The sequence below is a fragment of the Pseudomonas sp. D1-1 genome (assembly GCF_051132225.1).
In the GTDB taxonomy this organism is placed as follows: Bacteria; Pseudomonadota; Gammaproteobacteria; order Pseudomonadales; family Pseudomonadaceae; genus Aquipseudomonas.
This window is the reverse complement of sequence record NZ_CP071676.1, coordinates 907202-932585: the sequence shown is the minus strand read 5'-3', so window position 1 is coordinate 932585 and position 25384 is coordinate 907202. Positions and strand designations below refer to the sequence as shown.

The following is a 25384-nucleotide window of genomic DNA, read 5'->3' as shown; positions in this document are numbered from 1 at the left end:
AAGCCCGTTCCCACATTTGCTCTGCGATAAACACAGAATCCAGATGCACCACATCCCACTGTGGGAGCGAGCCTGCTCGCGAAGAGGCCGGCACACCCAGCATCAATGCAAGCTGACCCACCGCCTTCGCGGGCAAGCCCGTTCCCACATTTGCTCTGCGATAAACACAGAATCCAGATGCACCACATCCCACTGTGGGAGCGAGCTTGCTCGCGAAGAGGCCGGCACATCCAGCATCAATGCAAGCTGACCCACCGCCTTCGCGAGCAGGCTCGCTCCCACACTGGATCCCAACCGGTCACGAAATCATCAGGTAATCGGCGCGGGGTTGAACAGCGTGATGTCGTTGTACAGCTTGTGCCGCTCGGCCCAGGTCTGTTTCTTGCCGCTGGCCACATCCAGGTAGTAGTGGAACAGCTCCCAGCCCAGCTCTTCGATGCTTGCACGCCCGGTGGCGATCCGGCCGGCGTCGATGTCGATCAGGTCCGGCCAGCGTTGGGCCAGTTCGGTGCGGGTCGAGACCTTCACCACCGGCGCCATCGCTAAACCGTACGGCGTACCGCGTCCGGTGGTGAACACATGCAGGTTCATCCCCGCTGCCAGTTGCAGCGTACCGCAGACAAAATCGCTGGCCGGCGTGGCGCAGAAGATCAAGCCCTTCTGCTTGAAGCGCTCGCCCGGGCCGAGCACGCCGTTGATCGCGCTGCTGCCGGACTTGACGATCGAGCCCAGGGATTTCTCGACGATGTTCGACAGCCCGCCCTTCTTGTTGCCCGGCGTGGTGTTGGCGCTGCGATCGGCTTCGCCCTTGGCCAGATAGCGGTCGTACCAGTCCATCTCGCGCACCAGCTCCTCGGCGACTTCACGGGTTTGCGCCCGGGACGTCAGCAGGTAGATCGCATCGCGCACTTCGGTGACTTCGGAGAACATCACCGTCGCACCGGCCCGCAGCAGCAAATCCGAGGCGTAGCCCAGGGCCGGGTTCGCGGTGATGCCGGAAAACGCATCGCTGCCGCCGCATTGCATGCCCAGGATCAGCTCCGAGGCCGGCACGGTTTCGCGACGGCGCTGGTCGAGTTTCTTCAGACGGGTCTCGGCCAGTTCCATGATCTGCTCGATCATTTCGGTGAAACCGTGGCTGGAGTCCTGCAAGCGATACAACCATGGCTCGCTGAGATCCACCGAACTGTCGCCCTCGTGCATGACCTGCCCGGCCTGCAATTTCTCGCAGCCCAGGCTGATCACCAGCGCCTCGCCGCCCAGGTTCGGGTTGCGCGCCAGGTTGCGCACGGTGCGAATCGGGATATAGGCATCGGTGGCGGTGATCGCCACGCCACAGCCGTAGCTGTGGGTCAGCGCCACCACGTCATCGACGTTCGGGTACTTGGGCAGCAGCTCATCCTTGATGCGCTTGACCGCATGGTCCAGCACGCCGGTCACACACTGCACCGTGGTGGTGATACCCAGGATGTTGCGCGTGCCGACGGTACCGTCGGCATTGCGATAACCTTCGAAGGTGTAGCCCTCAAGCGGCGCATCGGCGGCCGGCACATCGGTGGACAGCGGCAGGCTGTCCAGCGGTGGCGCGGTAGGCATGCGCAACTGGTCTTCCTTGACCCAGCTGCCACGCGGGATCGGCTGCAGCGCGTAGCCAATGACCTGGCCGTAGCGAATCACCTCGCCGCCCTCGGGAATATCCTCCAGGGTGACTTTGTGGCTTTGCGGCACGAAGTCGACGGTAACCAGGCCGTCCGGGAATTCAGTCCCGGCCGGTACGCCTTGGTCGTTGACGACGATCACTACGTTGTCCCGCTCATGCAGGCGGATGTAACGGGGCGAATCGGCATGTTCAATCAGATTCATCGACGCCGCTCCTCAGGATTTGGCTTCAGACAGGCTGGAAAGATCGGCTTCTTTGGCCGCTGGTTCCTTGAGCACGACACGCTTGATCGGGCCCACGATGACCAGGTAGCTGAACACCGCCATCAGCGCGTTGCAACCGACAAACACCAGCGCCCACTTGAACGAACCGGTGGAGCTGATGATGTAGCCGATGACGATTGGCGTGGTAATCGACGCCAGGTTGCCGAAGGTGTTGAACAGGCCACCGCTCAAGCCGGCGATCTGTTTTGGCGAAGTGTCGGAGACCACGGCCCAGCCCAATGCACCGACGCCTTTACCGAAGAAGGCCAGGGCCATGAAGCCCACCACCATCCATTCGATGTCCACGTAGTTGCACGCCACGATGCTGCTGGACACCAGCAGGCCGGCAATGATCGGCGCCTTGCGGGCGAAGGTCAGCGAGTGGCCCTTGCGCAGCAGGTAGTCGGAAATCACCCCGCCAAGCACGCCGCCGATAAAGCCGCAGATGGCTGGCAAGGACGCGATGAAACCGGCCTTGAGGATGGTCATGCCGCGTTCCTGCACCAGGTACACCGGGAACCAGGTGAGGAAGAAGTAGGTGATGCCGTTGATGCAGTATTGGCCCAGGTACACGCCGAGCATCATGCGGTTGGTCAGCAACTGGCGGATGTAATCCCACTTCGGACCATCGGCTTTCTTTTCCTTGCCCTTGTCTTGGTCCATGTCGACCATCGCGCCGTTGGACGCGATGTGATTGAACTCGGCCTCGTTGATCATCGGGTGCTGGCGCGGGCTGTAGATCACTTTCAGCCAGACCAGCGAGAACACGATACCGATCACGCCCATCACGATGAACACGTGCTGCCAGCCGAAGCGGTAGACGATCCAGCCCATCAGCGGTGCGAACAGTACGGTGGCGAAATACTGCGCCGAGTTGAAGATCGCCGAGGCGGTGCCGCGTTCCGCGGTGGGGAACCAGGCCGCGACGATACGGGCGTTGCCCGGGAAGGAAGGCGCTTCGGCCAGCCCGACCAGAAAGCGCAGCATGAACAGCGCAACCACGGCCGTGGACATGCCGAATTCACCGACATAGCCTTGCAGCACGGTGAACAACGACCAGGTGAAAATGCTCAGGGCATAGATTTTTTTCGAACCGAAACGGTCGAGCAGCCACCCGCCAGGAATCTGCCCGGCTACGTAGGCCCAGCCGAAGGCGGAGAAGATATAACCGAGGGTGACGGCATCGATGCCGAGGTCTTTTTGCAGGCTGGAACCAGCGATGGCGATGGTGGCACGGTCGGCATAGTTGATCGTCGTCACCAAAAACAGCATGAGCAGGATCAAATAGCGGACGTGCGTCGGCTTGGTCTCTTGCATGTAATCTACTTCCACTATTTATTTTTATGCGGGAAATCAAATTGTACGGTCGGCGCCGGAGCCCGGCGCCGTCCGGTGTTGCGTATTACGAGCCGATGTAGGAGGTCTTCACCACGGTGTAGAATTCTTGTGCGTAGCGGCCTTGCTCGCGCGAACCATAGGACGAACCTTTGCGCCCGCCGAACGGCACGTGATAATCCACGCCGGCGGTTGGCAGGTTGACCATCACCATGCCCGCCTGGGAATGGCGCTTGAAGTGGTTGGCGTACTTCAACGAGGTGGTAGCGATACCGGCCGACAGGCCGAACTCGGTGTCGTTGGCCATCGCCAGCGCCGCCTCGTAGTCAGCCACGCGCACGACGTTGGCGACCGGGCCGAAGATTTCTTCACGGCTGATGCGCATCGAGGCTTCACTGTCGGCGAACAGCGTCGGCGCCAGGAAATAACCTTCGGTGTCGCAGGTCACCACACCACCACCGCTGACCAACCGCGCACCTTCGCTCTGGCCGATGTCGATGTACTTCAAGTCCTGGTTGAGCTGGGCCTCGGAGACCACAGGGCCGATATCGGTGCCGGCTTTCAAGGCATGACCGACCTTGATCGACTGCATGCGCTCGGCCATCGCCGCGACGAACTGGTCGTGGATACCGGCGGTGACGATCAGGCGGCTCGACGCGGTGCAACGCTGGCCGGTGGAGTAGAACGCGCTCTGCACCGCCAGCTCGACGGCCTGCTTGAGATCGGCGTCGTCGAGGATGATCTGCGGGTTCTTGCCGCCCATTTCCAACTGCACCTTGGCCTGGCGCGACACGCAGTTGACCGCGATCTGCCGGCCCACGCCCACGGAACCGGTGAAGCTGATGCCGTCGACTTTGGGGCTGTTGACCAGGACTTCACCGACCACGCGGCCGCTGCCCATGACCAGGTTGAACGCACCGGCCGGGAAACCGGCGCGGGAAATGATTTCGGCCAAGGCCCAGGCACAGCCCGGCACCAGCTCGGCGGGCTTGATCACCACGCAGTTGCCGTAGGCCAGGGCCGGGGCGATTTTCCACGCGGGAATAGCGATCGGGAAGTTCCACGGGGTGATCAGACCGACCACACCAAGGGCTTCACGAGTGACTTCAACGTTGACGCCCGGACGCACCGACGGCACGTAATCGCCCGACAGGCGCAGGCACTCGCCGGCGAAGAATTTGAAAATATTGCCGGCGCGAGTCACTTCGCCGATGGCTTCGGGCAGGGTCTTGCCCTCTTCCCGGGCCAGCAACTGGCCGAGTTCTTCGCGGCGGGCGAGAATTTCGCTGCCAACTTTATCCAACGCGTCGTGGCGGGCCTGGATACCCGAGGTCGACCAGGCCGGGAACGCAGCACGAGCAGCGTCGATGGCGGCATTGACTTGAGCGGCGTCAGCCTTGGCGTATTCACCGATGACATCGGACAAGTCAGACGGGTTGATGTTGGTGCAATAGTCGGCACCGGCTACCCACTGACCGTTGATGTAGTTATCGAAACGCTTTGAATCTGCCACGGAGCTTCTCCTATTACAAAACCTGTCTAGGAACGCTGGGCGTCCCTGTACGCAAAAAGCCGCTGATTGCTCAGCGGCTTTGTCGGGTCTGTTACTGCTTGCCTTGCTTGTCGATCAGCGCGGCCAGGGCTTCGTATTCTTCTGGCAGCAGGTCGGTCAGCGGCGTGCGCACAGGGCCCGCGTCGTAGCCGACGATTTTCGCACCGGCCTTGACGATGCTCACCGCGTAACCGGCCTTGCGGTTGCGGATGTCCAGGTACGGCAGGAAGAAATCGTCGATGATCTTGCCAACGGTTTCGTGATCTTCGCGGGCAATGGCGTGGTAGAAGTCCATCGCGGTTTTCGGGATGAAGTTGAACACCGCCGAGGAGTAGACCGGTACGCCCAGCGCCTTGTAGGCAGCGGCGTAGACTTCGGCGGTCGGCAGGCCGCCCAGGTAGCTGAAACGATCGCCGAGGCGACGACGGATCGACACCATCAATTCGATATCGCCCAGCCCGTCCTTGTAGCCGATCAGGTTCGGGCAACGCTCAGCCAACTGCTCCAGCTGGGTGGCGTTCAGGCGGCAGACGTTACGGTTGTAGACCACCACGCCGATCTTCACCGATTTGCACACGGCTTCAACGTGGGCGGCAACGCCGTCCTGGCTGGCTTCAGTCAGGTAGTGTGGCAGCAGCAGCAAGCCCTTGGCACCCAAACGCTCGGCTTCCTGAGCGTATTCGATGGCCTGGCGGGTCGCACCGCCAACACCGGCGAGGATTGGCACGCTGGTGGCGCAGGTATCGACGGCAGTCTTGATGACTTGCGAATACTCACTGGCGGCCAGGGAGAAGAATTCACCGGTGCCGCCCGCTGCGAACAACGCAGAGGCGCCATACGGGGCCAGCCACTCGAGGCGCTTGATGTAGCTGTCGCGATTGAAATCGCCATTGGCAGTGAAATCGGTGACCGGGAACGACAGCAGGCCAGACGAGAGGATGGACTTCAGTTCTTGTGGATTCATTATTCGAACACCCTGGACGCAAATGTTGTGTTGTAGGAAAGCGGTTCAGCTTCGTGAGAAGTTGTAGGTCATCGTACAACTTAAAATCTGAACGTCAACTGAATTTCGTCGGTGGGTAGGTGTTGTGGCCGAGCGCGACCTCTTCCGCCGGGGAGGCCAGGGCAGCGCGCGGCATACCCGAGCGCTCATTACCACTAGCAGATCTGACAGTTGTGCCTTCTCGGCAGTGCTGAGAGGGTGTTACTGCGAACCCAAACAATCTTTGACATGAGCCGCCCGCAAAACAGCCGCGGCCAAGACTACATGGAGTTAGATCATGGCTATGTTCGACCCACCCATCCTGTCGATCAGTTTGTCGGCTTTGGGAAATACCCTGAATGTCTTGATCCCTGATGCCGACGGGATTTCCGCCGACTGGTGGGTTTTTCCGACGCTTCGCGCCGATAACATTCCCGATTGGGAAGGAGAACAAGTGCCCGCGGGCCGATGGGACGACCCCGACCAAGGGCCGATTAAATTGACGGGATTACGGGTGATCGTGCCCGAGAAAGAGCTGAGAAGGTATATCGGAAAGGAAGTTGAATTGCAGTACCGGTTTTCCAACGAGTCCAGCCAGGACATCCATTCAGCCCCGGTGAAGTTGAAGATCGAGAAGTAACCGTCCTCCCCGTAAGGTGGGTTATCTGCTGAATCAGAAGCCAACACAGGGACCTCCGTGGCGAGGGAGCTTGCTCCCGCTTGAGTGCGAAGCACTCATATAGAGAGGGGCTGCTGCGCAGCCCAGCGGGAGCAAGCTCCCTCGCCACGAAAAGCAGCGAAGGTCAGCCTTGTGCTTGCGCCTCTTCATGGGCCTGGCGCAGCCGCTCGCGGCTGTTGGTCAGGTGCAGGCGCATGGCCGCGCGGGCCGCATCGGAGTCCCTGCGGGCGATGGCTTCGTAGATTTCTTCGTGCTCGCGGCTCAGGCGATCCATGTAGTGCTGCTGGTCATCATGGGCCAGGCGCGCCGAGTTCAGCCGGGTGCGCGGGATGATGCTGGTGCCCAGGTGGGTCATGATGTCGGTGAAATAGCGGTTGCCGGTGGACAAGGCGATTTCCAGATGGAAAGCGAAGTCCGAGGCCACCGCGTCGCTGGCGTGGGCCGCGCTTTCATTCAGGGCGTCGAGCGCCGCGCGCATCGCTGCCAATTGTTCGTCGCTACGCCGCTGCGCCGCCAGCCCGGCCGATTCCACCTCCAGGCTGATGCGCAATTCCAGGATCGCCAGCACGTCACGCAAGGTGACCACCGTCGCCGGGTCGATGCGAAAGCCGCTCGGGCTCGGCGTGTCGAGCACGAATGTACCGATGCCGTGGCGGGTTTCCACTTGCCCTGCCGCCTGCAAACGGGAAATCGCCTCGCGCACCACGGTACGGCTGACGCCATGGGCCTCCATGATCGCCGACTCGGTGGGCAATTTATCGCCACGCTTGAGCAGACCGTCGCGAATCTGCTCGGACAGCACCGTCACCAGCTCCTGCGCCAGGCTGCGGCGCTTGCGGGGAAGACGTGGGACGTTGAGCGGGTTTTCCATGGTGTATCTCTATTTTGACAAGCGGCTGAATACGCATCATAGCGCAACGTGGTTGTACGATCACCGTTGGTGCAGAAACCGAGTCGCTTTCATTGCGAGCAGGCTTCCACGGGGACCGGCTGTAGACATAAACCTGCGATTCGCCAGCACCCCTTGTGGGAGCGAGCCTGCTCGCGAAGACGGTGGGTCAGACTTCAACCGCAACTGACACAAGGCCTTCGCGAGCAGGCTCGCTCCCACATCAGGTTTGGGGGTTTCAGGCGGTTACGGCCTGCTCCACCAGTTGGCCATTCTCGATGCGCACATGTCGCCCATGGAAACGTTTCAAACTGCTTCGATGGCCGACGCTGATGATGCTCAGGCCTGGCAGCTGGTCGAGCAACGCCTGGTACAGCGTTGCCTCGTCTTCTTCATCCATCGCCGACGTTGCTTCATCCATATACAGCCATAGCGGCGCATACAGCAACGCACGGGCGAAGGCCAGGCGCTGCTGTTCGCCCGGCGAGAGCATGCGTTGCCAATGGTTGCTTTCGTCCAGCCGCGAAATCAGGTGCGGCAGGCGACAGGTTTCCAGCACCTGTGCATAACGTTCGTTGGGGTAGATATCGCCCGCTTGTGGATAACTCAACACCTCGCGCAGGCTGCCAATCGGCAGGTAAGGCTTTTGCGGCAGGAACAGATAACGCGCCGAAGGCAACAGGATGCTGCCGTGCCCGGCGGGCCACAAATGCCCCATCGCCCGCAGCAAGGTGGACTTGCCGCTGCCGGAACGCCCGCTGAGCATCACCCGCTCACCCGGTTCGACACTCAGTTCAGCGCGGGTCAGCAAATGACGACCGTCGCTCAGGTCCAGCCCGAGGTTGCGGACTTTCAGTTCGTTGCCCTGGTTCTGCACATCGATGGCCGGCACCCGGTCTTCGTTGTCGCTCATGGCCTGGCGGAAACTCAGCAGACGGTCACAAGTGGCGCGCCAGGCGGCGAGCGAGGCGTAAGCATCGATGAACCAGCTGAAATTCTCCTGCACATTGCCGAACGCCGAGTTGATCTGCATCAGCTCGCCCAGCTGGATCTTCCCGGAAAAATAACGCGGCGCAGCGACGATAAACGGGAAGATGATCGCGATCTGCCCATACCCAGAGGTAAAGAACGTCAGGCGCTTGGACACGCGCATGATGTCCCAGAAGTTGTGCCACACCAGGCCGAAACGCTCGCTCAGGCGGCGGTTCTCGTTGGGTTCGCCGTTGTACAGCGCAATGCTCTCGGCGTTTTCCCGCACCCGCACCATGGAAAAACGCAGGTCGGCTTCGAAGCGCTGCTGGTTGTTGTTGAGGCCGATCAGGCGACGACCGATCAAATGCGTCAGCCAACTGCCCACCGCCGCATACAGCAGCGCACACCAGAACATATAGCCAGGGATCGAGTAGCCGAACACTTCGATGCTGCCCGACACGCCCCACAGAATGATCGAGAACGACACCAGGCTGACCACGGTACGCAGCAGCCCCAAGCCCAGGCTCAACGTCGTGGAAGTGAAGCTGTTGAGGTCTTCGGAAATCCGCTGGTCAGGGTTGTCGGTGTAGCCGCCCTGCTCCAGCCGGTAATAATTCTTGTCGTTCAGCCAACGGGCAAAATGCTGCTCGGTGAGCCAGGCCCGCCAGCGAATCGTGAGCATCTGGGTGAGGTACAGACGATACACGGCGCCGAGGATCGCCACCGTGGCGATGCCGCCGAAATACAGGATCAACTTCCAGAACGCCTCGCTGTTCTTTTCCTGCAGGGCGTTATAAAAATCCTTGTACCAATTGTTCAGCCACACCGAAATCGCCACGCTGAACAGCGACAGCGCAATCACGGCGATCAACAGCGTCCAGGCCTTGCCCTTCTCCTCACTGCGCCAGTATGGCGTGGTCATTTGCCAGACACGGCGGAAAAACTGGCCGCGCACCGCGTCATTGACCGCGGAATATTCAGCGTTCTGATTCATGGTTAAGGCTCGATAAGGGGAAAACTCGGGCCGATCATAAAGCAACGGCCCGATGTGTCGCGAGGGTGGACAGCATTCGTTCAGCGCAGGTTCAGCGACGTACCGGACGCTTCTGCAATTTGCGCTGCAAGGTCCGCCGGTGCATGCCCAGGGCGCGGGCGGTGGCGGAGATGTTGCCTTCGTGCTCGGTCAGCACCCGCTGGATGTGTTCCCACTGCAACCGGTCCACCGACATCGGGTTTTCCGGCACCAGCGTGTCCAGGTCGGCATGTTCGGACAACAACGCGGCCAGCACATCGTCGGCGTCGGCCGGTTTGCACAGGTAATTGCAGGCGCCGCGCTTGATCGCCTCGACCGCCGTGGCGATGCTCGAATAACCGGTGAGAATCACCACGCGCATTTCCGGGTCGAGTTCCAGCAGCTTGGGCAGCAGCACCAGCCCAGAGTCGCCATCCATCTTCAGGTCGAGGGCGGCGTAGTCCGGCAGGTCGGCCTGGGCGATGGTCAGGCCCTCTTCGGCGGAGCCGGCGGTGCTGACGCGAAAACCGCGTCGGGACATGGCCCGGGCCATGACGCGGGTGAAGGTGGCATCGTCGTCCACCAGCAAAAGGTGCGGCAGTTCTTCGCCGTCGACTTGGATCTCGTCACTCATATTCGTCTCCTCGGTCGGCATGGGGCAGGCGCAGCTCGGTGAGCGTGCCGCCCTCCTCATGGGGGTAGAGTTTCACCGAGCCGCCGGCGCGTGTCACGCTGGCCTTGCTCAAAAACAGGCCGAGGCCGAAACCCTTGCCCTTGGTGGTGTAAAACGGTTTGCCGATCTGCTCGGCAATCGCCAGCGGCACACCGGCGCCGTGGTCGCGAATGCAGATCGTCAGTTCATGGGCGTTCCAGTCCAGCACCACTTCCAGGCCTTCGGGACAGGCATCGGCGGCATTGTTCAGCAGGTTCAGCAAGGCCTGGGTCAGGTCCGGCGGCGGCGCCATGCGCGGCACCGTGCCCTGGCCCAGGCACTGGAAGCGATAACTGGCTTCGGGGCGCATCAGGTGCCAGCGATTCAGGGCCTCGTCGAGCCAGTCGGTGACGTCCTGCATTTCGATGGCCAGCCGGCGGTTCGCCTCGGCGGCACGCACCAGGTATTGCAGGGTTTCCTTGCACAGCTGGACCTGGTCCTGCAGCACGCTGAGGTCTTCCTGCAACGCCGGGTCGTGATGATCCTGGCGCATTTCCTTGAGCAGCACGCTCATGGTCGCCAGCGGCGTGCCCAATTCATGGGCGGCGCCGGCGGCCTGGGTCGCCACGGCCAGCAGTTGCTCGTCGCGCAGGCCCTCTTCGCGGCGAATCGCCCTCAGCTCTTCCTGGCGACGCAGCTCTTCGGCCATGCGCGCGGCAAAAAACGTGATGACCGCGGCGGCCAAGGCAAAACTCAGCCACATGCCGTAGATCTGCAGGTTTTCCCGGGCAATGGGAAAGGTTTCAAGCGGATAGAACCGCGCCAGCAACAAGGTGTACAGCGCCAGGGCGATGCCGGACAGGATCAGCGAAAAACGCCACGGCAGCGTGACCGCAGCAATCGTCAGCGGCACCAGGTAATACGACACGAAGGGATTGGTCGACCCGCCGGAGAAATACAGCAGCGCACTGTGGATAAACAGGTCGCAGGCCAGTTGCACGGCGTATTCGAGCTCGGTCACTGGCCAGGAAGTGCGCAGGCGAATCGCCGTCAATGCGCAGAGTACGCTGGAGCACGCCAGGGTAATCGCCAGTTGCAGCCAGGGCAGCGGCAGCAGGTCGAACCAATAGGCAAGCCCCACGGAGCCGGCCTGGGCCGCGAGGACCAGAATGCGGATGAACGTCAGACGCCAGAGGTTCTGGCGCGAAGCGGAAGTCATTTGCAAAGGGGCGAGCATGAGCTCTCCTGATGAGCGCTCCAGGCGGATCGCACGGAGTATAACCAAGGCGCGGCAGGCAGAGGCGAAGATGCGGCAAAGCGCCACAGCTTCCAGCCTTGCCGCAGCCTCCTGTGGCGAGGGGATTTATCCCCGCTGGACTGCGCAGCAGTCCCGATAGTGTCATGACCTGATTCAGTGTGATGGCTGATCTTTTGGGGGCGCTTCGCGCCCAGACGGGGATAAATCCCCTCACCACAGAAAGCCCTTCGCCGGGCATCATCTGTATAGAAGTTGTAACTGTGCGAACCCGCCCATAAAAGCTAGAGTCTTATCGTTCACGCAGGCTCGGAACCTACCCCTGCGCATCATCCCAAGGAGCTTTCATGCACACGTTCAGTCGCCCCGCCGCCCTGCTCGCCCTCAGCCTCGGCGCCGTCGCCAGCCTGCCGGCCCTGGCCGCCGATGAGCTGCACTACAACCAGATTTCCCTGCACGCCGAAGCCAGCCAGGAAGTGGCCCGCGACCTGATGATCGTCACCCTCTACACCGAGGAACAGAACACCGACCCGGCCAAACTCGCCGCCGCCGTCAGCACCACGCTGAACAAAGCCATCGGCCAGGCCAAGCAAGTCAAGGACATCAACCTGCGCCAGGGCAGCCGCAACAGCTACCCGGTCTATGACAACAAAGGCGGGAAAATCACCGGCTGGCGCGAACGCGCCGAGCTGCGCCTGGAAAGCGCCGACTTCGCCGCCCTGTCCAAACTCACCGGCGAACTGCTGGGCGACATGAAAATGGCCGGCATGGACTTCGCCATCGCCACCGCCACCCGCCAGACCAGCGAAGACGCCTTGCTCAAGGACGCCGTCAACGCCTTCAAGGCCCGCGCCCAACTCGCCACCGAAGCCTTGGGCGGCAAGGGCTACAAGATCGTCAACCTGAACTTCAACACCAACGGTTACCCACAACCGTACATGCGCCCGCAAATGATGATGAAAGCGGCATCCATGGACGCTGAGTCGGTCACGCCTGAGGTTGAAGCCGGCACCAGCAAAGTGACCATGACCGCGGATGGGGTGGTTGAGGTGTTGATGCAGTAATGATTGGCGGTGGCCAGTCAGTATCCACCGACCGACCACCGCGTCCCCCGTGGCGAGGGAGCTTGCTCCCGCTGGACTGCGCAGCAGTCCCAAAACCGGACACCTCGTTGTGTCAGATGTACAGAGTCGCTGTTATTGGGCCGCTTCGCGGCCCAGCGGGAGCAAGCTCCCTCGCCACGGGGGAAGTGGTTGGCCAGCGATTCATGGCGGCCTTTAGAACGCCTTCGCGAGCAGGCTCGCTCCCGCAATGGGGTTGGAATACCAGCGCAGAAACAGGTGGGATGTCGAGCCGGCTCTTCCAAGCGCTATACCCAAACCCAACGGTCACCCTCACTTTTAGATATTTCCTACGCGCCCGCCCCACCCGCTACCCTTCAGAAAAACCGTCATCAAGATCTAAGGGATTTCATGGACAGAACCACCTTCAAACCCCTCTTGCTTACGCTTGCCCTGCTGAGCGGCGCCCCACTGGCCCAGGCCGCGACCACCCTGGTCTATTGCTCCGAAGCCAGCCCCGCCGGCTTCGATCCCAGCCAATACACCAGCGGCACCGACTTCGATGCCTCGGCCGAAACCGTCTTCAACCGCCTCACCCAGTTCAAGCGCGGCGGCACCGAAGTCGAGCCCGGGTTGGCGTCAAGCTGGGACGTATCCGCCGATGGCCTGGCCTACACCTTCCACCTGCGCGAGGGTGTGAAGTTTCATACCACCGACTATTTCACCCCGAGCCGCGACTTCAACGCCGACGACGTGCTGTTCACGTTCCAGCGCCTGCTCGATCCGCAACATCCGTTCCGTCAGGCCTACCCCACCGAGTCGCCGTACTTCACCGACATGGGCCTGAACACCACGATCAAAAGCGTCGAAAAAATCGACGAGCACACCGTGCGCTTCAGCCTGAACAACGTCGACGCCGCATTCGTGCAGAACCTGGCGATGAGTTTTGCCTCGGTGCAGTCCGCCGAGTACGCAGCGCAGCTATTGAAGGAAGGCAAGGCCGGCGACCTCAACCAGAAGCCCATCGGCACCGGGCCGTTTGTGTTCAAGCGCTATCAGAAGGATTCGCAGATCCGCTACGCCGCCAACACGGCGTACTGGAAACCCGAGGACGTGAAGCTCGACAACCTGATTTTTTCCATTACCCCGGACGCTGCCGTGCGCCTGCAAAAGCTCAAGCGCGGCGAATGCCAGGTCAGCGGTTATCCGCGTCCGGCCGACATCGAAGTGATGGAGCAGGACCCGAACCTGCGCGTGCTCAGGCAGCCCGGTTTCAACCTGGGTTTCCTCGCCTATAACGTGACGCATCCGCCGCTGGACCAGCTCAAGGTCCGTCAGGCGCTGGACATGGCCATCGACAAGCCGGCGATCATCAAGGCCGTGTATCAGGGCGCCGGGCAGTTGGCGCAGAACGCCTTGCCCCCGGCTCAATGGTCGTTCGACCCGGCGATCCAGGACGCGCCCCATGACGTGACCAAGGCCAAGGCGCTCCTCAAGGAAGCCGGGGTTGCGCCCGGTACAACCATTGATTTATGGGCAATGACGGTGCAGCGCGCCTCCAACCCCAATGCGCGAATGTCTGCGCAAATGATCCAGCAGGACTGGGCCAAAGTTGGCATCAAGGCCAACATCGTCAGCTACGAATGGGGGGAGTACATCAAGCGCGCCAAGAATGGCGACCACGACGCGATGATCTACGGCTGGACCGGCGACAACGGCGATCCAGACAACTGGCTCGGCGTGCTGTACAGCTGCGCGGCGGTCAAGGGCAGCAACTACGCCAAGTGGTGCGACCCAGCCTACGACCGGCTGGTCCAGCAGGCCAAGGTCTCGACCGACCGCCAGCAACGCATCGACCTGTACCGCCAGGCGCAGAAAATCCTCAAGCAGCAGGTGCCCATCACGCCCATCGCCAACTCGACGGTGTTCCAGCCGATACGCAAGGAAGTGGTCGATTTCAAGCTCAGCCCGTTCGGGCTTACACCCTTCTACGGCGTGGGTTTGAACAAGTAAAACCCGCCCCAGGCCGGTGCATTGCAGCCTCACAACGCACCGGCACGGAGCGCCCCTCGCCCCAAAAAAACCGGCGCAAACGTTCAAATGCGTCAAAAGTTATAAAGATGCGACATTAAGGTACGTACGTGCCACTGTTTCAGACTTGAAACCGCTCTGGATCTTGCATTGGGTATGGGGCCTGCATAAGTATCCGCAGGACGACTCACGAGGTCGCCCTCAAATCCAAAAATGACAACAAATCATGAGGCCAACATGCTTAAACACGCGGTCATTCCGTTTTTAGTCGGCGCAGGCTTGTTAGCCAGCGCTCCTTTCGCTTCCGCCGCGACTAACCTGGTGTTCTGCTCCGAAGGCAGCCCGGCCGGTTTTGACCCTGGTCAGTACACCACCGGAACCGACTTCGATGCCTCTGCAGAAACCATGTTCAACCGCCTGACCCAGTTTGAGCGCGGCGGTACCGCCGTGATTCCTGGCCTGGCCACCAAGTGGGACATTTCCGAAGACGGCCTGACCTACACGTTCCATCTGCGTGAAGGCGTCAAGTTCCACACCACCCCGTATTTCAAGCCGACCCGTGAATTTAATGCCGATGACGTGCTCTTCACGTTCAACCGCATGATCAACAAGGACGATCCCTTCCGTAAGGCGTACCCAACCGAATTCCCGTACTTCACCGACATGGGGATGGACACCAACATCACCAAGGTCGATAAAGTCGACGACCACACCGTCAAGTTCACTCTCAAGGATGTCGACGCCGCGTTCATCCAGAACCTGGCCATGAGCTTCGCCTCGATCCAGTCCGCCGAGTACGCCGCCCAGCTGCTCAAGGACGGCAAGCCTGCCGACATCAACCAGAAGCCGATCGGCACCGGCCCGTTCGTGTTCAAGAGCTACCAGAAAGACTCCAACATCCGTTACACCGGCAACAAGGACTACTGGAAGCCTGAAGACGTGAAGATCGACAACCTGATCTTCGCCATCACCACCGACCCGTCGGTGCGTATCCAGAAGCTGAAGAAGAACGAGTGCCAGATCACCCTCTTCCCACGCCCGGCCGACCTCAAGGCCCTCAAGGACGACAAAGCGCTGAAGATGCCTGACCAGGCGGGTTTCAACCTGGGCTATGTAGCTTACAACGTGATGGAAAAAGTCAAAGGCGACGACAAGCCCAACCCGTTGGCTGACCTGCGCGTTCGTCAAGCCCTGGACATGGCTGTAAACAAGCAACAGATCATCGACTCGGTGTACCAAGGTGCGGGACAACTGGCGGTCAACGCCATGCCTCCGACCCAATGGTCCTACGACACCACCATCAAAGATGCCAAATACGACCCTGAAAAAGCCAAGGCTCTGCTCAAGGAAGCCGGCGTCAAGGAAGGCACGGAGATCGTTCTGTGGGCCATGCCGGTTCAGCGTCCGTACAACCCGAACGCCAAACTGATGGCGGAAATGCTGCAGAATGACTGGTCCAAGATCGGCCTGAAGGTCAAGATCACCAGCTATGAGTGGGGCGAGTACATCAAGCGCTCCAAGGGCGGCGAGAACCAGGCCATGATCATCGGCTGGAGCGGTGATAACGGTGACCCGGACAACTGGCTCAACGTGTTGTTTGGCTGCGACTCGCTGCAAGGCAACAACTTCTCCAAATGGTGTGACAAGAAGTTCGACGGCCTCGTCAAGGAAGCCAAGCGCACCACCGACCAGGCCAAGCGCACCGACCTCTACAAACAGGCGCAACACGTCCTCAAGGACGCCGTGCCGATGACACCTATCGCTCACTCGACGGTGTATCAACCCATGCGCGCCAACGTGCAGGACTTCAAGATCAGCCCCTTTGGCTTGAACTCCTTCTACGGCGTCAGCGTCAGCAAATAAAGGTAATCAACGGCGGCGTTTCCAACGTCGCCGTTGCTTTATCTGCCGAGACAAAGACTTGGAAATTGCCTACATCCAAAAGCACTGCGAACCACAGCAGTTGGTTTAGGACGTGTCGCCTTTTCCCACAAGTCTTTCAGGCATTGCGCATATACCGCCTGGCACACGACTCATACCGTCGGGGCTGGAGGTTTTGCCAATCCTGCGGCAGCGCTGTTCACGCATTGGAATGAGCCCATGCCCCGGCCCCGTCCCTGGAAGGACACCGGTTCACTGTCAAACACCCCGAACGAGAGAGGGAGCGTCATGCGCCATACCTTGGTTTTATCCGCATTGCTGGGCACCGGCCTGCTGGCCGCTACATCCGCGGCCCAGGCCGCCGGCGGCAGCCTGGTGTTCTGTTCCGAAGGCAGCCCCGCCGGTTTCGACACTGCGCAATACACCACCGCGACCGACAACGATGCCGCCGAACCGCTGTACAACCGCCTGGCCGAATTTGAAAAAGGCGCGACCAATGTCGTGCCGGGCCTGGCGACGAGCTGGGACATTTCCGAAGACGGCCTGAAATACACCTTCCATCTGCGCGCAGGGGTGAAGTTCCACACCACCGACTACTTCACGCCGACCCGGGATTTCAACGCCGACGATGTACTGTTCACCTTCAACCGCATGCTCGATCCGCAGCATCCGTTCCGCAAGGCCTACCCCACCGAGTTCCCGTACTTCAACGGCATGAGCCTGAACAAGAACATCGCCAAGGTCGAAGCGACAGGACCGTTGACGGTGGTCATGACGCTCAACAGCGTGGACGCCGCGTTCATCCAGAACATCGCCATGAGCTTCGCCTCGATCCTTTCGGCCGAGTACGCTGACAAGCTGCTCACTAGCGGCAAGCCGAGCGACATCAACCAGAAGCCGATCGGCACCGGGGCTTTCGAGTTCAAGAGCTACCAGAAAGACTCCAACATCCGCTACGTCGCCAACAAGCAGTACTGGGCGCCTGAGCGGGTCAAGCTGGACAACCTGATCTTCTCGATCAACACCGATGCGTCGGTGCGGGTGCAGAAGCTCAAGGCCAACGAATGCCAGATCACCCTGCATCCACGCCCGGCCGATGTGCCGGCGCTGAAGAACGATCCCAAGCTGCAACTGATCGAGAAACCCGGCTTCAACCTCGGCTACATCGCCTATAACACCCGCCACAAACCCTTCGACCAGGTCGAAGTGCGCCGGGCGCTGGACATGGCGGTGAACAAGCAGGGCATTCTCAACGCCGTTTACCAGGGCGCGGGGCAGTTGGCGCAAAACTCCATGCCGCCAACTCAATGGTCCTACGACGACACGATCAAGGACGCTCCCTACGACCCGGAAAAAGCCAAGGAGCTGCTCAAGGCCGCCGGGGTCAAGGAAGGCACCGAAATCACCCTCTGGGCCATGCCCGTGCAACGCCCGTACAACCCCAACGCCAAGCTGATGGCCGAAATGCTCCAGTCCGACTGGGCGAAAATCGGCTTGAAGGTGAAGATCGTCACCTACGAATGGGGCGAATACATCAAGCGCACCAAGAACGGCGAGCACGACATCAACCTGATCGGCTGGACCGGCGACAACGGGGACCCGGACAATTGGATGGGCACGCTGTACAGCTGCGACGCCATTGGCGGCAACAACTACTCCCAATGGTGTGACCAGGACTACGACAAGCTGATCAAGCAGGCCAAGATCGTCACCGACCGCGAGCAGCGCACCGTGCTCTATAAACAGGCCCAGCAGTTGCTCAAGCAGCAAGTGCCGATCACGCCTATCGCCCACTCGACGGTCAACCAGCCGCTGAGTGCCAAAGTCGAAGGGTTCAAGGTCAGCCCCTTCGGTCGCAACGTCTTCTCGGGCGTCAGCCTGAACCCATAACCGTTTAGCCATGCAGCGAGGGCTTCCTTTGGAAGCCCTCCGCTAGCGTTTTGCCTTAATTCGCCGATCAGGCAGCTGGCAAACGTTTGCAAGCTGCAAATGAGTTGTAAACCAATAGCCGTATCACCGAAAAAGAACGGCATAAAAAAGAAAGAAAAAGGAGCGTTACCCATGAAACTGAGCAGCACCGCGATACTGGCCCTGGCCATCAGCAGCATCACCGCGACGGCCTATGCCGAGTCTCAAAGTCAGGCGGTCACGCCCGTGGCTCTCAAGACCACCAGCGAGCAAAGCGAAGCCAAGGGTTTCATCGAAGGCCAGTCCATCAGTGGCACCACGCGCAACTGGTACGCCAACGAGCAATTCAAGCGGGGCACAAAGCTCACCTATCGCAAGAACGGCGAAGCGCGCGAGACCGACCGCCGTATCAACTGGGTTCAGGGCACCATCGTCAAATACAACTCGGGGTTCACCGAAGGCACCGTGGGTTTCAGCACCGAACTGGCCGCCTATAACGCTATCGCCCTTGACCAGGATCGCAAGGATCTGGCGTCCAACAATGGCGGAGCGCCGACCACCCGTCCGGGCGCCGGCAACAACCGTACCCTGACGCGCGAAGGCGGCGACGCCGTGGGCCAGTGGAGCAAACTGGGTCTGGCCAACCTCAAGGCCCGTGTTTCCAACACCACTCTGACCGCCGGCCGCCAGAACTTCAGCAGCCCGATGGTCGATGTCATCGGCAACCGTGCGCTGCCTTCCAGCTTCCAGGGTGTGAGCCTGCACAGTGAAGAATTCGAAAACCTGGCGTTCGATATAGCCACCTTCGACCGTAACTCTCCTCGCATGGAACAAAGCCAGCGCAAGTTTCGCTCCGAGTATGGCGACAGCAGCGTCGAGACCGATCACGTCAACACCGCCGGTATCAGTTACCAGCCACTGGCCAGCCTGAAGACCAGCCTCTGGGCGACCGAGGCCGAGGACATGTGGAACCAGTACTATTTCGGTGCCACCCATGAACTGGGCGACAGCTCGGTGCTGAGCCTGACTACCGGCCTGAACTACTACAAGACCGTGGACTCGGGTAAAAGCAAGCTGGGCGAAATCGACAACGACACCTATTCCCTGTCGTTCGGCTTGACGCACCAGGCCCACAGCCTGACGTTCTCTTACCAGCAAGTGAACGGCAACGAATACTTCGACTACCTGCACGAAACCAACGGCATCTACCTGGCCAACTCCCTGTTGTCGGACTTCAACGGCCCGAACGAGAAATCCTTCCAGGTCGCCTATGGCCTGAACATGGCCGAATACGGCGTTCCGGGCCTGAAATTCAACATTTATCAGGCTCGCGGCTGGGGCATCGACGGTACGCATTACAACAGCACCGGTTATGACGTCGCCGCGATGGACGGCGAGCATCACTACGAATACGGTATCGGTGCCTCCTATGCCGTCCAGAGCGGCCCGCTGAAAGCCACCGCGGTCCGTGCGACCTACACCGCACACCGAGCCAGCGAAAACCAGGCCGACGGCAGTCTCAACGAATTCCGCCTGGTTACCACCATCCCGTTCAACATTCTCTAACCTTTCCACCGACGGTCGACCCACAAGGTTGACCGTTCGGTTTTTTGCCGTTCAACCGATTGCAGAGGATTGACGATGAACATGAACCCCCTACGCGCCGCCATTGCCGCCGCACTGCTGAGTGTTGCCGTTGGCGCCACGGCCAAACCCCTGGTGGTTTGCACAGAAGCCAGCCCGGAAGGCTTCGACATGGTCCAGTACACGACTGCAGTCACCGCCGACGCCGTGGCCGAAACGATCTTCAACCGCCTGGCCGACTTCAAGCCCGGCACCACCGAAGTGATTCCTGCCCTGGCCGAGTCCTGGGACATCAGCGACGACGGCTTGACGTATACCTTCCACCTGCGCAAAGGCGTCAAGTTCCACACCACCGATTACTTCAAGCCGACCCGCGACATGAACGCCGACGACGTGGTCTGGAGCTTCCAGCGCCAGCTGGACCCGAATCATCCGTGGCACAAACTGTCGAGCGTGGGTTTCCCGTACTTTGAAAGCATGGGCTTCAAGGAACTGCTCAAGAACGTCGAAAAAGTCGACGAGCACACGGTCAAGTTCACCCTGACCCGCCGCGAAGCACCGTTCCTGGCCGACATCGCCATGGCGTTCTCCTCGATCTACCCGGCCGAATACGCCGACCAGTTGCTCAAGGCAGGCAAGGCCGCCGAGCTGAACAACAAGCCGATCGGCACCGGGCCGTTCATCTTCCAGCGCTACAACAAAGACGCCCAGGTTCGCTTCAAGGCCAACCCGGACTACTTCCGGGGCAAGCCGCCGGCCGATGCGCTGGTGCTGGCGATCGCCACCGATAACAATGTGCGCATGCAGAAACTCAAGACCAATGAGTGCCAGATTGCGCTGTACCCGAAACCGGACGATATCCCCAGCATCAAGAAAGACCCGAACCTGAAGGTCACCGAGCTGGATGCGATGACCGTTTCCTACACCGCCCTGAACACCAGCCACAAATACATGAGCGATGTGCGGGTGCGCAAAGCCATCGACCTGGCCTTCGACAAGGAAGCCTACGTCAACGCGCTGTTTGGCAAAGGTAACGCCACCGCCGCGGTCAATCCGTACCCGCCGACGCTGCTGGGTTACAACCACGACCTGAAGAACCCGACCCGCGACCTCGACAAGGCGCGCCAGTTGCTCAAGGAAGCCGGCGTGCCGGAAGGCACCGTGTTTACCCTGTTCACCCGCAACGGCGGCGGTCCGACCAACCCCAACCCGATGCTCGGCGCGCAAATGATGCAGGCCGACCTGACGAAAGTCGGGATCAAGGTCGATATCCGCGTCATGGAATGGGGCGAAATGCTCAAACGCGCGAAAAACGGCGAGCACGACATGGTTTCCGCCGGATGGGCGGGCGATAACGGCGACCCGGATAATTTCCTGACGCCTATGCTCAGTTGCGAAGCCGCCAAGAACGGCGAAAACTACGCGCGCTGGTGCAACGAAAAATTCCAGGCGCTGCTCGACCAGGCACGCGCCACAGTGAACCCCGAGGAGCGCGCCAGGCTCTATGAGCAGGCCCAGGTGATTTTCAACCAGGACCAGCCATGGATCAGCATGGCCCACACCCGCATGTTCACGGCAATGCGCAAGAACGTAGAGGGCTATGTGATTAGCCCGCTCACCACCAACAACTTCGCCACCACCCAGGTGAAGTAGATAAGAAAACGCCCGGCAACCTTCACCAAAGGATTGCCGGGCACGCCTAACCGGCTGATGAGGTACACCTGAAGATGTTTAGTTTTATTGCCCGCCGACTGGGATTACTGATTCCCACGTTCTTCGGCATCACCTTGCTGACCTTCGCGTTGATTCGCATGATTCCCGGCGACCCCGTGGAAGTGATGATGGGCGAACGTCGGGTCGATCCCGAAATGCATGCTCAGGCAATGGAACGCCTTGGCCTGAACAAACCGCTGTATGCCCAGTACCTGGACTACATCGGCAAACTGGCCCAGGGCGATCTTGGCGAATCGCTGCGCACCCGTGAAAGCGTATGGAGCGAGTTCAGCTCGCTGTTTCCCGCGACCCTGGAACTGTCCCTGGCCGCGCTGCTGTTCGCCGGTATCCTCGGCCTGCTGGCCGGGGTGATCGCGGCGCTCAAGCGAGGATCCCTGTTCGACCATGGGGTGATGGGCATCTCCCTGGCGGGATATTCGATGCCGATCTTCTGGTGGGGCCTGATCCTGATCATGTTCTTCTCGGTGTCCCTGGGCTGGACACCGGTGTCGGGACGGATCGACCTGCTCTACGACATCGAGCCGAAAACCGGCTTCATGCTGATCGATACGCTGCTGGCCGATGAGCCGGGCGCGTTCCTCGACGCACTGCATCACCTGATCCTGCCGGCTATCGTGCTGGGCACCATTCCGCTGGCGGTGATCGCCCGCATGACCCGCTCCTCGATGCTCGAAGTGCTGCGCGAGGACTACATCCGCACCGCCAAGGCCAAGGGCCTGTCGCCGTCGCGCGTGGTGTTCGTGCACGGCCTGCGCAACGCGCTGATCCCGGTGTTGACCGTGGTCGGCCTGCAAGTCGGCACGCTGCTGGCCGGCGCGGTCCTGACCGAAACGATCTTCTCCTGGCCGGGCATCGGCAAGTGGCTGATCGAAGCCATCGGCGCCCGGGACTATCCCGTGGTGCAGAACGGCATCCTGTTAATCGCCTGCCTGGTGATTCTGGTCAACTTCGTCGTGGACATTCTCTACGGCTTTGCCAACCCACGTATCCGTCACCAGCGCTGAGATCAAGACCATGAGTACTCCAACTACCGCGGTAGCAGTCGATCAAAGCCTGCTGTACCCGTCCCCGTACAAAGAATTCTGGCAAGCGTTTTCCCGCAACAAGGGCGCCGTCGCCGGGCTGCTGTTCATGATCCTGATCGTGTTCTGCGCACTCTTCGCCCCGTGGGTCGCGCCGCACGACCCGAGCGAGCAATACCGCGACTTCCTGCTGACGCCGCCGGCGTGGCTCGAAGGTGGGCAGATGCAGTTCCTGCTGGGCACCGACGAACTGGGCCGTGATTTGCTCTCGCGCCTGATCCAGGGTTCGCGGCTGTCGCTGCTGATCGGCTTGTCGTCGGTGGTGATGTCGCTGATCCCGGGCATCCTGCTGGGGCTGTTCGCCGGGTTCTTCCCGCGCATCCTCGGCCCGACCATCATGCGCCTGATGGACATCATGCTCGCCCTGCCCTCGCTGCTGCTGGCCGTGGCGATCGTCGCCATCCTCGGCCCAGGCCTGATCAACACTGTGATCGCCATCGCCATCGTCTCGCTGCCGTCCTACGTGCGCCTGACCCGCGCCGCCGTGATGGGCGAGCTGAACCGCGACTACGTGACCGCCGCCCGCCTGGCCGGTGCCGGCCTGCCGCGCCTGATGTTCATCACCGTGCTGCCCAACTGCATGGCACCGCTGATCGTCCAGGCGACCCTGAGCTTCTCCTCGGCGATCCTCGACGCCGCCGCCCTGGGCTTCCTCGGCCTCGGCGTGCAACCGCCGACCCCTGAGTGGGGCACCATGCTGGCCTCGGCCCGCGACTACATCGAACGCGCCTGGTGGGTCGTGAGCCTGCCTGGCCTGACCATTTTGCTCAGCGTGCTGGCAATCAACCTGATGGGCGACGGTCTGCGCGATGCGCTGGACCCGAAACTCAAGAATGCCGCCTGAGGAGATTCCCATGTCACTGCTAGAAATCAAGAATCTCAACGTCCGCTTCGGCGACGCCACCGCCGTGCCGGTGGTCGACGGCCTGGACCTGAGCGTGGATAAAGGCGAGGTGCTGGCGATCGTCGGCGAATCGGGCTCGGGTAAATCCGTGACCATGATGGCGCTGATGGGCCTGATCGAGCACCCCGGCATCGTCACCGCCGATGCGCTGAACTTCGACGGCAAGAACATGCTCAAGCTGAGCAACCGCCAGCGCCGGCAGATCGTCGGCAAGGACCTGGCGATGGTTTTCCAGGACCCGATGACCGCGCTCAACCCCAGCTACACCGTGGGTTTCCAGATCGAAGAAGTACTGCGCCTGCATCTGAAGCTGTCCGGCAAGGCCGCCCGCAAGCGCGCCATCGAACTGCTGGAAAAAGTCGAGATCCCGGGCGCCGCCAGTCGCATGGATGCCTACCCGCATCAACTGTCCGGCGGCATGAGCCAGCGTGTGGCGATTGCCATGGCGATTGCCGGCGAGCCGAAACTGCTGATCGCCGACGAACCGACCACCGCTCTGGACGTGACCATCCAGGCGCAGATCATGGACCTGCTGCTGGCCCTGCAGAAAGAGCAGGACATGGGCCTGGTGCTGATCACCCATGACCTCGCCGTCGTGGCTGAAACCGCGCAGCGCGTGTGCGTGATGTACGCCGGCCAGGCCGTGGAAGTGGGCAAGGTGCCGCAGCTGTTCGACATCCCGGCCCACCCGTATAGCGAAGCACTGCTGGCGGCGATTCCGGAGCACAGCATGGGCGCCGAGCGCCTGGCGACGTTGCCGGGCATCGTGCCCGGTCGCTACGACCGCCCGCAAGGCTGCCTGCTGTCGCCGCGCTGCCCGTACGTGCGTGACAACTGCCGCCAGGAGCGCCCTGCGCTCGATCCGAAATCCAACAGCCTCGCCCGCTGCTTCTACCCGTTGAACCAGGAGGTGGCGTGATGGCCGTCGTACTTACCGCCCGTGACCTGACCCGTCATTACGAAGTGTCCCGTGGCATGTTCAAGGGCCATGCGACCGTACGCGCCCTCAACGGTGTGTCGTTCGAACTGGAAGCCGGCAAGACCCTGGCCGTGGTGGGTGAATCCGGTTGCGGCAAATCCACCCTCGCCCGGGCCCTGACGCTGATCGAAGAGCCGTCCGCCGGTTCCTTGAAAATCGCCGGCCAGGAAGTGGCCGGCGCCAACAAGGCCGAGCGCAAGCAACTGCGCAAAGACGTGCAGATGGTCTTCCAGAGTCCTTATGCGTCCCTCAACCCGCGGCAGAAAATCGGTGATCAACTGGCCGAGCCGTTGCTCATCAACACCAACCTCTCGGCCACCGAGCGTCGCGACAAAGTCCAGGCGATGATGAAGCAGGTGGGCCTGCGCCCCGAGCACTACCAGCGCTATCCGCATATGTTCTCCGGCGGCCAGCGCCAGCGCATCGCCCTGGCCCGCGCGATGATGCTGCAACCCAAGGTGCTGGTGGCGGACGAACCGACCTCGGCGCTGGACGTGTCGATCCAGGCCCAGGTGCTGAACCTGTTCATGGACCTGCAACAGGAGTTCAACACCGCCTACGTGTTCATCTCCCATAACCTGGCGGTGGTGCAGCATGTCGCCGACGACGTGATGGTGATGTACCTCGGCCGCCCGGTAGAAATGGGCCCCAACGAGTCCATCTACAGCCGCCCGCTACACCCCTACACCCAGGCGCTGCTGTCGGCCACCCCGACCATCCATCCGGACCCGAACAAGCCGAAGATCAAAATCGTCGGCGAACTGCCCAACCCGCTCAACCCACCGTCCGGCTGCGCCTTCCACAAGCGCTGCCCGTACGCGACCGAGCGTTGCAAGACTGAAGAACCGGCGTTGCGGCCACTCGATAACCGGTTGGTGGCGTGTCACTACGCGGAGCGGTTCCTTGACGGCGCGGCGTAAGGCTAAAAAGCAGCAAAACACTTAAGGCAAGAAAAGCCTTTGTGGCGAG

General features: G+C 61.1%; 19 protein-coding genes. 11 read left to right on the top strand and 8 right to left on the bottom strand.

What is annotated here, in order from left to right; translation table 11 throughout:
* Positions 1-309: 309 nt before the first annotated feature.
* From garD to kdgD, 4 genes are all read right to left on the bottom strand, one after another.
* Entirely contained in the window at positions 310-1863 is a 1554-nt protein-coding gene (gene garD / locus J3P86_RS04020; RefSeq protein WP_434626132.1) for a galactarate dehydratase, read from the bottom strand.
* Between the two features lie 12 nt (positions 1864-1875).
* A complete protein-coding gene (locus tag J3P86_RS04015) occupies positions 1876-3240 on the bottom strand; it encodes an MFS transporter (RefSeq protein WP_039592259.1) in 1365 nt (454 codons plus the stop codon).
* An 85-nt stretch (positions 3241-3325) separates the two neighbouring features.
* Positions 3326-4771: an aldehyde dehydrogenase family protein gene (locus J3P86_RS04010; protein WP_434699503.1), complete on the bottom strand. Its 1446-nt coding sequence runs from the start codon at positions 4769-4771 to the stop codon at positions 3326-3328.
* A 91-nt stretch (positions 4772-4862) separates the two neighbouring features.
* The gene (gene kdgD / locus J3P86_RS04005; protein ID WP_186613371.1) at positions 4863-5774 is read right to left on the bottom strand and encodes a 5-dehydro-4-deoxyglucarate dehydratase; all 912 of its coding nucleotides are present in this window, start codon (positions 5772-5774) and stop codon (positions 4863-4865) included.
* Between the two features lie 316 nt (positions 5775-6090).
* Between kdgD and J3P86_RS04000 the strand changes: the two genes are divergently transcribed.
* Positions 6091-6432, top strand: a complete 342-nt coding sequence (locus J3P86_RS04000; RefSeq protein ID WP_434626135.1) for a hypothetical protein — start codon at positions 6091-6093, stop codon at positions 6430-6432.
* A gap of 163 nt (positions 6433-6595) precedes the next feature.
* On the opposite strand, the gene J3P86_RS03995 is transcribed toward J3P86_RS04000, so the two are convergent.
* The 4 genes from J3P86_RS03995 to J3P86_RS03980 form a co-directional block, all read right to left on the bottom strand.
* Positions 6596-7342: a FadR/GntR family transcriptional regulator gene (locus J3P86_RS03995; protein WP_434626136.1), complete on the bottom strand. Its 747-nt coding sequence runs from the start codon at positions 7340-7342 to the stop codon at positions 6596-6598.
* 256 nt (positions 7343-7598) lie between these two features.
* The gene (locus J3P86_RS03990; RefSeq protein WP_434699502.1) at positions 7599-9326 is read right to left on the bottom strand and encodes an ABC transporter ATP-binding protein/permease; all 1728 of its coding nucleotides are present in this window, start codon (positions 9324-9326) and stop codon (positions 7599-7601) included.
* Positions 9327-9417: 91 nt separating this feature from the next.
* Positions 9418-9978 carry a response regulator transcription factor gene (locus J3P86_RS03985; RefSeq protein WP_003177957.1) on the bottom strand — a complete coding sequence of 187 codons (561 nt, stop codon included), beginning with the start codon at positions 9976-9978 and terminating at the stop codon, positions 9418-9420.
* Positions 9971-11233, bottom strand: coding sequence for an ATP-binding protein (locus J3P86_RS03980; RefSeq protein WP_434699501.1), 1263 nt, complete (start codon positions 11231-11233; stop codon positions 9971-9973). Before J3P86_RS03980 ends, J3P86_RS03985 begins: the two co-directional genes overlap by 8 nt.
* Positions 11234-11598: 365 nt before the next feature.
* Between J3P86_RS03980 and J3P86_RS03975 the strand changes: the two genes are divergently transcribed.
* The 10 genes from J3P86_RS03975 (at position 11599) to J3P86_RS03930 (ending at position 25335) form a co-directional block, all read left to right on the top strand.
* Positions 11599-12315 (top strand): SIMPL domain-containing protein, encoded by a 717-nt coding sequence (locus J3P86_RS03975; RefSeq protein WP_434569824.1) that lies wholly within the window; start codon positions 11599-11601, stop codon positions 12313-12315.
* 408 nt (positions 12316-12723) lie between these two features.
* Positions 12724-14325, top strand: a complete 1602-nt coding sequence (locus tag J3P86_RS03970; RefSeq protein WP_434626138.1) for an ABC transporter substrate-binding protein — start codon at positions 12724-12726, stop codon at positions 14323-14325.
* Between the two features lie 255 nt (positions 14326-14580).
* The gene (locus J3P86_RS03965) at positions 14581-16206 is read left to right on the top strand and encodes an ABC transporter substrate-binding protein (protein ID WP_434626139.1); all 1626 of its coding nucleotides are present in this window, start codon (positions 14581-14583) and stop codon (positions 16204-16206) included.
* A gap of 306 nt (positions 16207-16512) precedes the next feature.
* Positions 16513-18114: an ABC transporter substrate-binding protein gene (locus J3P86_RS03960; protein ID WP_434699500.1), complete on the top strand. Its 1602-nt coding sequence runs from the start codon at positions 16513-16515 to the stop codon at positions 18112-18114.
* A gap of 171 nt (positions 18115-18285) precedes the next feature.
* On the top strand, positions 18286-19698 hold the full coding sequence (locus tag J3P86_RS03955) for an OprD family porin (protein WP_434626142.1): 1413 nt from the start codon (positions 18286-18288) through the stop codon (positions 19696-19698).
* 75 nt (positions 19699-19773) lie between these two features.
* The gene (locus tag J3P86_RS03950; protein ID WP_434699499.1) at positions 19774-21369 is read left to right on the top strand and encodes an ABC transporter substrate-binding protein; all 1596 of its coding nucleotides are present in this window, start codon (positions 19774-19776) and stop codon (positions 21367-21369) included.
* Positions 21370-21443: 74 nt separating this feature from the next.
* On the top strand, positions 21444-22454 hold the full coding sequence (locus tag J3P86_RS03945; protein ID WP_434626145.1) for an ABC transporter permease subunit: 1011 nt from the start codon (positions 21444-21446) through the stop codon (positions 22452-22454).
* Between the two features lie 10 nt (positions 22455-22464).
* A complete protein-coding gene (locus J3P86_RS03940) occupies positions 22465-23376 on the top strand; it encodes an ABC transporter permease subunit (protein WP_186613348.1) in 912 nt (303 codons plus the stop codon).
* Between the two features lie 10 nt (positions 23377-23386).
* The gene (locus tag J3P86_RS03935) at positions 23387-24355 is read left to right on the top strand and encodes an ABC transporter ATP-binding protein (RefSeq protein WP_434626146.1); all 969 of its coding nucleotides are present in this window, start codon (positions 23387-23389) and stop codon (positions 24353-24355) included.
* Entirely contained in the window at positions 24355-25335 is a 981-nt protein-coding gene (locus J3P86_RS03930) for a peptide ABC transporter ATP-binding protein (protein ID WP_305496858.1), read from the top strand. Before J3P86_RS03935 ends, J3P86_RS03930 begins: the two co-directional genes overlap by 1 nt.
* Positions 25336-25384 lie beyond the last annotated feature (49 nt).

Coding starts and splice junctions, on each gene's coding strand:
- garD (WP_434626132.1), bottom strand. CDS start 1,863: ATGAATCTGATTGAACATGCCGATTCGCCCCGTTACATCCGCCTGCAT.
- J3P86_RS04015 (WP_039592259.1), bottom strand. CDS start 3,240: ATGCAAGAGACCAAGCCGACGCACGTCCGCTATTTGATCCTGCTCATG.
- kdgD (WP_186613371.1), bottom strand. CDS start 5,774: ATGAATCCACAAGAACTGAAGTCCATCCTCTCGTCTGGCCTGCTGTCG.
- J3P86_RS04000 (WP_434626135.1), top strand. CDS start 6,091: ATGGCTATGTTCGACCCACCCATCCTGTCGATCAGTTTGTCGGCTTTG.
- J3P86_RS03995 (WP_434626136.1), bottom strand. CDS start 7,342: ATGGAAAACCCGCTCAACGTCCCACGTCTTCCCCGCAAGCGCCGCAGC.
- J3P86_RS03990 (WP_434699502.1), bottom strand. CDS start 9,326: ATGAATCAGAACGCTGAATATTCCGCGGTCAATGACGCGGTGCGCGGC.
- J3P86_RS03985 (WP_003177957.1), bottom strand. CDS start 9,978: ATGAGTGACGAGATCCAAGTCGACGGCGAAGAACTGCCGCACCTTTTG.
- J3P86_RS03980 (WP_434699501.1), bottom strand. CDS start 11,233: ATGCTCGCCCCTTTGCAAATGACTTCCGCTTCGCGCCAGAACCTCTGG.
- J3P86_RS03975 (WP_434569824.1), top strand. CDS start 11,599: ATGCACACGTTCAGTCGCCCCGCCGCCCTGCTCGCCCTCAGCCTCGGC.
- J3P86_RS03970 (WP_434626138.1), top strand. CDS start 12,724: ATGGACAGAACCACCTTCAAACCCCTCTTGCTTACGCTTGCCCTGCTG.
- J3P86_RS03965 (WP_434626139.1), top strand. CDS start 14,581: ATGCTTAAACACGCGGTCATTCCGTTTTTAGTCGGCGCAGGCTTGTTA.
- J3P86_RS03960 (WP_434699500.1), top strand. CDS start 16,513: ATGCGCCATACCTTGGTTTTATCCGCATTGCTGGGCACCGGCCTGCTG.
- J3P86_RS03955 (WP_434626142.1), top strand. CDS start 18,286: ATGAAACTGAGCAGCACCGCGATACTGGCCCTGGCCATCAGCAGCATC.
- J3P86_RS03950 (WP_434699499.1), top strand. CDS start 19,774: ATGAACATGAACCCCCTACGCGCCGCCATTGCCGCCGCACTGCTGAGT.
- J3P86_RS03945 (WP_434626145.1), top strand. CDS start 21,444: ATGTTTAGTTTTATTGCCCGCCGACTGGGATTACTGATTCCCACGTTC.
- J3P86_RS03940 (WP_186613348.1), top strand. CDS start 22,465: ATGAGTACTCCAACTACCGCGGTAGCAGTCGATCAAAGCCTGCTGTAC.
- J3P86_RS03935 (WP_434626146.1), top strand. CDS start 23,387: ATGTCACTGCTAGAAATCAAGAATCTCAACGTCCGCTTCGGCGACGCC.
- J3P86_RS03930 (WP_305496858.1), top strand. CDS start 24,355: ATGGCCGTCGTACTTACCGCCCGTGACCTGACCCGTCATTACGAAGTG.